This is a genomic window from Deefgea salmonis (assembly GCF_020531905.1).
In the GTDB taxonomy this organism is placed as follows: domain Bacteria; phylum Pseudomonadota; class Gammaproteobacteria; order Burkholderiales; family Chitinibacteraceae; genus Deefgea; species Deefgea salmonis.
Genome location: NZ_JAJAWG010000007.1, coordinates 166,282 through 174,132, shown reverse-complemented (window position 1 = coordinate 174,132; position 7,851 = coordinate 166,282). Strand labels below are relative to the sequence as shown.

9 protein-coding genes are annotated in these 7,851 nt (G+C 49.7%); 4 read left to right on the top strand and 5 right to left on the bottom strand.

Going from position 1 to position 7,851, the window contains the following annotated elements; genetic code table 11:
* Window positions 1-570: 570 nt before the first annotated feature.
* From grxC to LG219_RS11765, 4 genes are all read left to right on the top strand, one after another.
* Window positions 571-825 carry a glutaredoxin 3 gene (gene grxC / locus LG219_RS11780; protein WP_173533112.1) on the top strand — a complete coding sequence of 85 codons (255 nt, stop codon included), beginning with the start codon at window positions 571-573 and terminating at the stop codon, window positions 823-825.
* 102 nt (window positions 826-927) lie between these two features.
* Entirely contained in the window at window positions 928-1,407 is a 480-nt protein-coding gene (gene secB / locus LG219_RS11775) for a protein-export chaperone SecB (RefSeq protein WP_173533111.1), read from the top strand.
* Between the two features lie 40 nt (window positions 1,408-1,447).
* Window positions 1,448-1,864: an SH3 domain-containing protein gene (locus tag LG219_RS11770; protein ID WP_226764677.1), complete on the top strand. Its 417-nt coding sequence runs from the start codon at window positions 1,448-1,450 to the stop codon at window positions 1,862-1,864.
* Between the two features lie 36 nt (window positions 1,865-1,900).
* On the top strand, window positions 1,901-2,893 hold the full coding sequence (locus tag LG219_RS11765; RefSeq protein WP_226764676.1) for an NAD(P)H-dependent glycerol-3-phosphate dehydrogenase: 993 nt from the start codon (window positions 1,901-1,903) through the stop codon (window positions 2,891-2,893).
* A gap of 207 nt (window positions 2,894-3,100) precedes the next feature.
* Here the strand turns inward: LG219_RS11765 and LG219_RS11760 are convergent, their stop codons facing one another.
* The 5 genes from LG219_RS11760 to LG219_RS11740 all read right to left on the bottom strand — a co-directional run bounded on the left by LG219_RS11760 (window position 3,101) and on the right by LG219_RS11740 (window position 7,424).
* On the bottom strand, window positions 3,101-3,571 hold the full coding sequence (locus LG219_RS11760; RefSeq protein WP_226764675.1) for a GNAT family N-acetyltransferase: 471 nt from the start codon (window positions 3,569-3,571) through the stop codon (window positions 3,101-3,103).
* 183 nt (window positions 3,572-3,754) lie between these two features.
* Entirely contained in the window at window positions 3,755-4,819 is a 1,065-nt protein-coding gene (gene mnmA / locus LG219_RS11755; protein ID WP_226764674.1) for a tRNA 2-thiouridine(34) synthase MnmA, read from the bottom strand.
* Window positions 4,816-5,271 carry an NUDIX hydrolase gene (locus LG219_RS11750; RefSeq protein ID WP_226764673.1) on the bottom strand — a complete coding sequence of 152 codons (456 nt, stop codon included), beginning with the start codon at window positions 5,269-5,271 and terminating at the stop codon, window positions 4,816-4,818. The genes mnmA and LG219_RS11750 overlap by 4 nt, the downstream gene beginning before the upstream one ends.
* Before the next feature lie 91 nt (window positions 5,272-5,362).
* A complete protein-coding gene (locus tag LG219_RS11745; RefSeq protein WP_226764672.1) occupies window positions 5,363-6,442 on the bottom strand; it encodes an acyltransferase family protein in 1,080 nt (359 codons plus the stop codon).
* A 106-nt stretch (window positions 6,443-6,548) separates the two neighbouring features.
* On the bottom strand, window positions 6,549-7,424 hold the full coding sequence (locus tag LG219_RS11740; protein ID WP_226764671.1) for a metal ABC transporter solute-binding protein, Zn/Mn family: 876 nt from the start codon (window positions 7,422-7,424) through the stop codon (window positions 6,549-6,551).
* Window positions 7,425-7,851 lie beyond the last annotated feature (427 nt).

The window sequence follows — 7,851 nt, the reverse complement described above, 5'->3', positions numbered from 1 at the left end:
TGTACAACTTGGCTTTAAGGCGGGTTAAAACCCGCCCTACAGGATGGATTTAACTCCACCCTCCACTTCTTGCGACCCGTCAGATTTTCATCTAACTGATCATTTTGAGAGTGTAAGCACTTGTTTGACTGGCAAACCAAGCACTCACACTCATCGGCTGTATTTTGTTAAAGATCAGTGGCTTAGGACACACAAAACAACCTAGAAACCGGTGTTTCGTTTGCTGTGTCAGCAGCAGAGAGGCCGAACTATACCCACCAGCTCCAATCACGTCAACACCTTGTGATAAACAAAATTGCATTAAGACGCTAAGTTATTGAATTACATACGATCTAATTTAAAACATTTTATCGATTTAAAACTACGGTAGAGATCTTATTAAATTCAAATGCTCGTATATTATCTAAGGGATCATCTAAATCATTCCAACGGCATGAAAATTAAAGCACTGAAAGCCATATTCCTACCTCTCGCTCATGAAAAAACAATCCTAGATCTTGTTTCCGCTTCATTTGCCCCTATGTTCTTAACAAGATTAAATAAGCGATATACCGTTTGGGGAATAAATTGATGGCGAAAGTAACAATGTATAGCACCGGTACTTGCCCATACTGCGACCGCGCTGAGCGCTTATTGCAGCATAAAGGCATTACTGATTTAGTTAAGATCCGGGTGGATCTCGACCCAAGCCAAAGACAAGTGATGGTAGAGCGTGGTCAGCGCACTGTGCCGCAAATTTATATCGACGATTTTCATGTGGGCGGCTTTGATGACCTCGCTGCGCTAGATCGCGCCGGTAAGCTCGACCCATTACTGAATAAATAGTATCGTCTCGATGGCATCGACATCGCAAACTATGCGATGATTTCCATTGAAGCACCGTAAAATTCTATTTTATATATACGCAACCGTTTTTAAGGGATGATCATGAGCGAAGAAACTCAAGAAGTACAACAACCGATTTTTGCCGTACAAAAACTCTATGTAAAAGATATCTCGCTTGAATCACCAAGTGCACCGAATGCATTTATGGAACAAGAACAGCCAGAATTTAACATTCAGTTCCGCAATCAAGCGCGTAGCTTTGACAATGGTTTTTTTGAAGCCAGCTTAACAGTGACTGCCACTGCAACTGCTGAAGATCGGACTATTTTCTTGGTTGAGATTACTCAAGCCGGTTTATTCCAAATCGAAAACGTGCCAGAAACTGAACTTGATCCATTGCTTGGCATTGGTTGCCCAAGTATTTTATTCCCATACCTACGTGAAGCCGTTTCTGACTTAACGACTCGCGCAGGCTTCCCACCACTGCTCTTACAGCCAATCAACTTTGAAGGCATTTATATGCAACAACGCCAACAAGCTGAAGCAGCAGCACAAGAAGCCAATGAACAAATCACACATTAATTTGATAACGCGATCTGCGTTATTAAATCGAGTGTGCGCCATGAGCCTACTTGCCGTTTTGGCAAGTGGCGCTCAGGCGGTTGATTACCGCTCAACCGCACGCCACGGCGTCATTGTTTATGATGCCCCTGCCGACACAGCCAGCAAACGTTTTATTCTCAGCGCTAACATTCCACTCGAAATGCTCAGCGAGCAAGGCGACTGGATTCGCGTTCGTGATCGTGATGGCACGTTAAGCTGGATTAAAAAAACCGACGTAGTCGCGCGTCGCTACGTCCAAGTCAGCCGTATGAGTGCCGTGCACCAAGCGGCGAATAAATCATCGGCGACCATCTATAAAGTAGAACGTAATGTACTACTTGAACTACTCGACTCTGCGGGCTCAGGCTGGCTAAAAGTCAAACATCGCGACGCTCCAGCGGGCTTCATTCGTATGGAAGATGTTTGGGGCGCTTAAGGCGTCGACTCTCCGCGCAATCAAGAGGAATACCCATTGAAACTTGCTGTTTTAGGCGCTGGCGCTTGGGGCACTGCCCTTGCCATTCGATTTGCTGACCGCCAAACCGTCAGCCTGTGGTCGCGTGAGGCCGAACAAGTCACACACATGCAGGCAGAACGCTGTAATCAGCGCTATCTCGCCGACGCGCCTTTTCCTGACAATCTCAGCGTGACCGCAACACTTGCTGACGCCGTTGCGGATGCGGGATTGATCCTGATCGTGACGCCAATGTCCGGATTACGTAATACGCTCAAAGCGCTGCGCGAACTGGGCAGCACTGCGCCAGTGCTATGGGCGTGTAAAGGCCTTGAAGCCGGCACGATGAAATTGCCGCATCAAGTTGCGCTCGAAGAAATGGACGATGCCATTCCACGCGGCATGTTATCTGGCCCTAGTTTTGCGCAAGAAGTCGCCAAAGGCCTACCCGCTGCCGTGACCATCGCATCGAGCGATGCCGCTTTTGCTCAACAAGTGGTGCAAGACTTAAATACCAGCGTGCTGCGCCTCTATGCCAGCGACGATTTAATTGGCGTTGAAATCGGTGCTGCAGTGAAAAACGTGATGGCGATTGCCGCTGGCGTTGCCGATGGTTTAAACCTTGGCCTGAACGCTCGCGCCGCATTACTCACCCGTGGCCTGGCTGAAATGGCGCGTTTTTCAACTGCGCTGGGCGGCAAAGCCGAAACCATGATGGGTTTGGCGGGGATTGGCGACTTGATGCTGACCGCAACAGGTGATTTATCGCGCAACCGCCGCGTTGGCCTGTTGCTGGCGCAAGGTTTGAATTTAGACGAAGTGTTAAAAAACCTCGGCCACGTCGCAGAAGGCGTACCGACGGCACGTGAAGTCGTCAGCCAAGCGGCTGCACTGAATATCGAAATGCCAATCAGCCGCGCCGTTTGCCAAGTGCTATTTGAAAACGTTCCGGTCAGCGAAATCATCACAGACCTAATGGGCCGCAGCCCGAAGATGGAAACGCTGCAATAGAGGTATTCAACGCTAGCCATTTACAGATAATGGCTGCGTAGCAATACCCACGAAAAAGCCACTCGATTGAGTGGCTTTTTTAATGAGAGAAGTGAAAAATTCATAAAATAGCAACAAGTAGGTACGATTTAGCGAAGCGTAATCGTACGCATGACATTCCTCCGATTACGCTTCGCTAATCGGAGCTACGATGCTTCTAGGCAGTCGTTAACAAGCAGCCATTTTTTTACGCATTCTTGCATTATGCAGAGTCACACCACGACAGATTGGGTGTCTTCGTTCTTCCACGTGAAAGCCATGAAGAACAAAAAAAGGCTCTGCCGTTTTGCTCACGTCTGACGTTAATTCACTAACACCGAGTCGCTTCGCCTCTTCATCAATACGATTCATTAATAAGCTTCCAACGCCTTTTCGAGCATATTTCCCTGATACGTAGAAATGGTCGATATAACCACTAGGCTGGAGGTCTGCATATCCGGCTATTTCATTATCAATTTCAGCGACAAATGGCTGCAAAACTTGTATGTGTTTTGCCCAAATGCCCAGATCCATATCGGTAGGAGCCCATGCGTGAATTTGCTCTCGCGTATAATCGCGAGATGCCACTTTATGGACTGCAGATAAAAAAACAAGGGATAAGGCAATCTCATCCCCAACTTGGAATCTTCGAATTTTCATATATTTCCTTGTTGCTACTTTCTGGCCGAACTCTAACCATGCCAACGCGAAATATAAAAACCTAAAAAACCAGCGAGCGACCGTCAGAGTGGAGAGACCGGTGCTTTCGAGCCCGAAATGTACTTTAGTACATAAGGATTTCGCGCACCGCCCGACCCGCTATCACGGGATGCTCCGCCGTTTTTACTGAATAATCCCCCCACCCAAGCAAACTTCATCTTTATACAACACCATCGATTGTCCCGGCGTCATCGCCCATTGGGGTTCGTCGAACACCAGCTGCACGCCGCCGTCGACGTAGCTCAGCGTACACGCAGCGTCTTGTTGGCGATAACGGGTTTTGGCGGTGTAGCGCCCCTCAAGCGGGGTTTCACCCAAAATCCATGAGCAATCTTTGGCGATCATGGTGGTATTCAGTAACAGCGGATGATCGTGACCCTGCACCACTAGTAGCTCATTGGTCTCGAGATTTTTGCCCGCGACAAACCATGGTTCGGTATTGCCTTTGGTGCCGCCGATGCCCAGGCCGCCGCGCTGGCCGAGCGTGTGGTACATCAAGCCTTGATGCTCGCCCATCACTTTACCTTCCGGCGTGACCATTTTGCCCGGTGTTTTGGGCAGGTAGCGATTTAAAAACTCACGGAATGGCCGCTCGCCGATAAAACAAATGCCGGTGGAGTCTTTTTTCTTGGCGTTTGGCAGATTAATTTCTTCAGCAATCACACGCACTTCGGTTTTTTGCAAATCGCCGAGTGGAAATACCGCGTGCGAAATTTGCTCTTGGCTCAAGCGATACAAGAAATACGTTTGATCTTTGCTTTGATCGGCTGCGCGTAGCATTTCGGTACGGCCGTCTTCACGCAGGCGTGTTTTAGCGTAATGGCCGGTTGCCAATTTTGCGCCGCCGAGTTTGATGGCGAATTCCAAAAACGATTTGAATTTGATTTCGCTATTGCACAAGATATCTGGATTTGGCGTGCGGCCAGCGGCGTATTCGGCCAAGAAATGCGCGAACACGCGGTCTTTGTATTCCGTGGCAAAATTGACGAGTTCGATGTCGATGCCGAGCAAATCGGCCACCGCAATCGCATCCATGCTGTCTTCTTTGATCGAGCAATATTCGTCGCTATTGTCGTCTTCCCAGTTTTGCATAAACACGCCGTGCACTTCGTGCCCCGCCGCTTTGAGTAAATGCGCCGCGACCGACGAATCCACGCCGCCGGATAATCCAATCACAATTGTTGTCATTTCGCTAACCTATCAAAATCTTTCAGTACCGCCAGCGGGTACGACTGCCCCGCCAAATAATCGTCCACACACGCCAATAATAACGGGCTGCGATGCTGATCGGCTCGCGCCACAATCTCGTCACGCGTCAACCACACCGCCGCCTCAATGCCGTCATCAAGCGACAGCGTAAGATCGCATTCGCCCAAAATACCAGTAAAAGCAAAGCGCAAATAGGTTCGCTCACTGCCCGGCACCGTCCATTGATATAGCCCCTGAAATGCCGTTGGCGTGAATGCATATGCGGTTTCTTCACGCGTTTCACGCTGGCAAGCGGCGACAATTGATTCGCCAAATTCAATATGGCCCGCCGGTTGATTGAGTTTTAACTCACCCTCAATGCGCTCTTCAACCAGTAAAAATCGACCGTCTTTTTCGATCACCGCGCAAACGGTGGCATTGGGTTTCCACATGGCTGTCTTGTTCACGTCAAATAATGTTCGATTTTACCTGAAGCTCGCCATCGACGGGGTAAGCGACTATCGGTCGCATTCCACAAGTGGCTTAAGCGCGTGCCAAAACTTGCTTGCCCCAACGAATGCCGCGCAATTCAATCGCCTGATAGCTCCAGCGTGACAGCCATAGCACCAAGGCCAAAATCGACAAACCGAGTAAATTATCGCCCCAAGCACTGCCGCTACTGAGATACACCAAGCCATTGCCTACGCGGTGCCATTGCGGGAAAAAGGTTTCAAATCCGGCTTGAATCAAATGCACCACGGCGTAATGCGTCAGATAAATTGAAAATGACCATTTACCCAGATTCACCCACCACGCTTGCCGCAGGACGCGAGAAATCATGCCACTTTCAAACGCAAAGCCGATAATCGCCACCGCGAATGCCCAGGCAGCAAAAAAACTCTTCATAGGGTATTGCGCTGTGATCACCAAATACAAAGCGATTAAGAGCAATACCTCCATCATGCTGCCTAGAACACGGCCAATCTGCCAACGATGGATCACATCAAAACCGTGATACGCCAACGCGCCTAAGAAAAAACACGTGATGCCGCGAAACCCGCCGCTGCCAACAAAATCGGCTTGCAAATACACACACGCCGAACAACCGAGCAGCACCAGCGCAAAAGCCCAACGCTGAAAACGACCGCTAGCCCAGAGTATCAGCCCGAACAGCACATAGAGATAGAACTCCACGCTGATACTCCATGCCGGGCCATTAAAGGCAAACGGGTCTGCCGCTGGCAACCAAGCTTGCAGCAAGACAATTTGGTATAGCCATTGCCCAGTCATCGCCCATGCGTTATGGCCCACTTGCAGCAACAGCAACACGGTAAACAGCAGCAACATCACCAGATGCAGCGGATAAATCCGAAAAAACCGGCTCACCATATAGCGGGCAAACCCACGGCCATTCATCGCTTCTTGCTGATAGCGATAGGCCAGCACAAAACCACTGAGGGTAAAGAAAAACTCCACCATTAAGCCGGCCGAGCGAAAAAAGTCCCATTCGCTAAAGCCTTGCCATAAATGCAGATGAAACACGACCACACTCAAGGCACAAAGGCCACGAAAGCTATCTAAAACAATGAAACGATGTTTATGCCTAGGGCTGGGATGCGTCATACGATTACACAAAAAATCGCCGGCAATAGCCGGCGTTAGCATTAAAAAAAACAAGTCAGCGCGCAAAAATCAAACCCGCGCCTTGCCCCGAGATCAGCGCCGCAGCTTACTGTAAAGCGCGCAAAATAGCTTGGGTATTGTATTCAAATAAGCCCATCCAGCTATTGGCTGGCGCTTGTTTGGCCAAGGCATCGGAGTAAATCGGCGGGCCGACTTTAGCCCCAGTTTCGCGAGCGATTTGCTCAATCAATTTTGGATTGCTGATATTTTCGGCAAACACCGCTTTGATTTGGCTTTTGCGCATTTGGCGAATTAACACCGCCATTTCTTTGGCGCTTGGCTCAGCTTCGGTCGAAATGCCCTGCAAAGGGAAAAACTCAATCGCATAACGATGGCCTAAATAGCCCAAGGCATCGTGCGACGTAACCACTTTCTTTTTACCACTTGGAATCGCCGCAAACGCCGCTGCGGTGCGTTGATCCAACTGCGTGACTTTGGCCTTAAACGCCGCCGCATTGGCTTGATAATCCGCTGCATGGCTGGCGTCGGCCGCTTGTAACGCGGCGCTAATTTGATCCACCATCAGCAATACGGCGCGCGGATCATGCCAAGCATGTGGATCCACTTTGCCGTGACTGTGGCCATGATTATCATCCAATGCCAAAGGCTTTAGACCTTGGGTCACCGTAATCACTTTGCCTTTGTAGGCGGCGGCTTGTTCGACGCGTTTGAGCCAGCCTTCAAAACCTAAGCCATTAACAAAAAACAGCGAAGCGCCCGACAGTTTTTTCAGATCGGCGGGTTTGGCCTGCCACACATGCGCATCCTCGCCCGGCCCCACCAGCGTAGTCACTTGCACGTGATCCCCACCCACTTCTTGCACTAGATTACCCAAAATACTAAAGCTGGCAACGACTTTAAGCGGCGCGGCAAAGCTGAGCGAACTCAGCAGCAAACACATCACAGCAAACATTGAGCGCATAACATCTCCATTTAATCAGCGTGTCCACAGACACAAAAACCACGTTACGCAACCACAGCGCATCGACGTGATGCTTTTTCTAACTTAAAACAAGTGCTACCCGCTAATGGCGACAGCACAAAAAACTCGATGTATATACAGCAAGCGCTTAGCCAAAAAAGCTTACCGCCCTATACCCACACATCGAGGGCAATGTTCAGTTTTGTGTTGATGCTGTGCCGCGCTCGTCGAACTGGGGCTTAAAATCCCGTCTAAGCGCACCGAGTAAGGAGGGAGACAAACGGCTTTATCGTTTGGCTCACGACAATCGAGGGCACAGCGGAGCTGGGCGCGCTCGGGTCGCCTTTCTTTTCCCCCATTTTCTTTGGCGAGTCAAAGAAAATGGGGTCCCCGTCGCGGACTGCGACTGTAAAACAATGTGCCGCAG

What these genes read in the sequence shown, in the direction of transcription:
- LG219_RS11770 (WP_226764677.1), top strand. Translation starts at nt 1,448, where the DNA reads ATGAGCCTACTTGCCGTTTTGGCAAGTGGCGCTCAGGCGGTTGATTAC.
- secB (WP_173533111.1), top strand. Translation starts at nt 928, where the DNA reads ATGAGCGAAGAAACTCAAGAAGTACAACAACCGATTTTTGCCGTACAA.
- LG219_RS11745 (WP_226764672.1), bottom strand. Translation starts at nt 6,442, where the DNA reads ATGACGCATCCCAGCCCTAGGCATAAACATCGTTTCATTGTTTTAGAT.
- mnmA (WP_226764674.1), bottom strand. Translation starts at nt 4,819, where the DNA reads ATGACAACAATTGTGATTGGATTATCCGGCGGCGTGGATTCGTCGGTC.
- LG219_RS11740 (WP_226764671.1), bottom strand. Translation starts at nt 7,424, where the DNA reads ATGCGCTCAATGTTTGCTGTGATGTGTTTGCTGCTGAGTTCGCTCAGC.
- LG219_RS11760 (WP_226764675.1), bottom strand. Translation starts at nt 3,571, where the DNA reads ATGAAAATTCGAAGATTCCAAGTTGGGGATGAGATTGCCTTATCCCTT.
- LG219_RS11750 (WP_226764673.1), bottom strand. Translation starts at nt 5,271, where the DNA reads ATGTGGAAACCCAATGCCACCGTTTGCGCGGTGATCGAAAAAGACGGT.
- grxC (WP_173533112.1), top strand. Translation starts at nt 571, where the DNA reads ATGGCGAAAGTAACAATGTATAGCACCGGTACTTGCCCATACTGCGAC.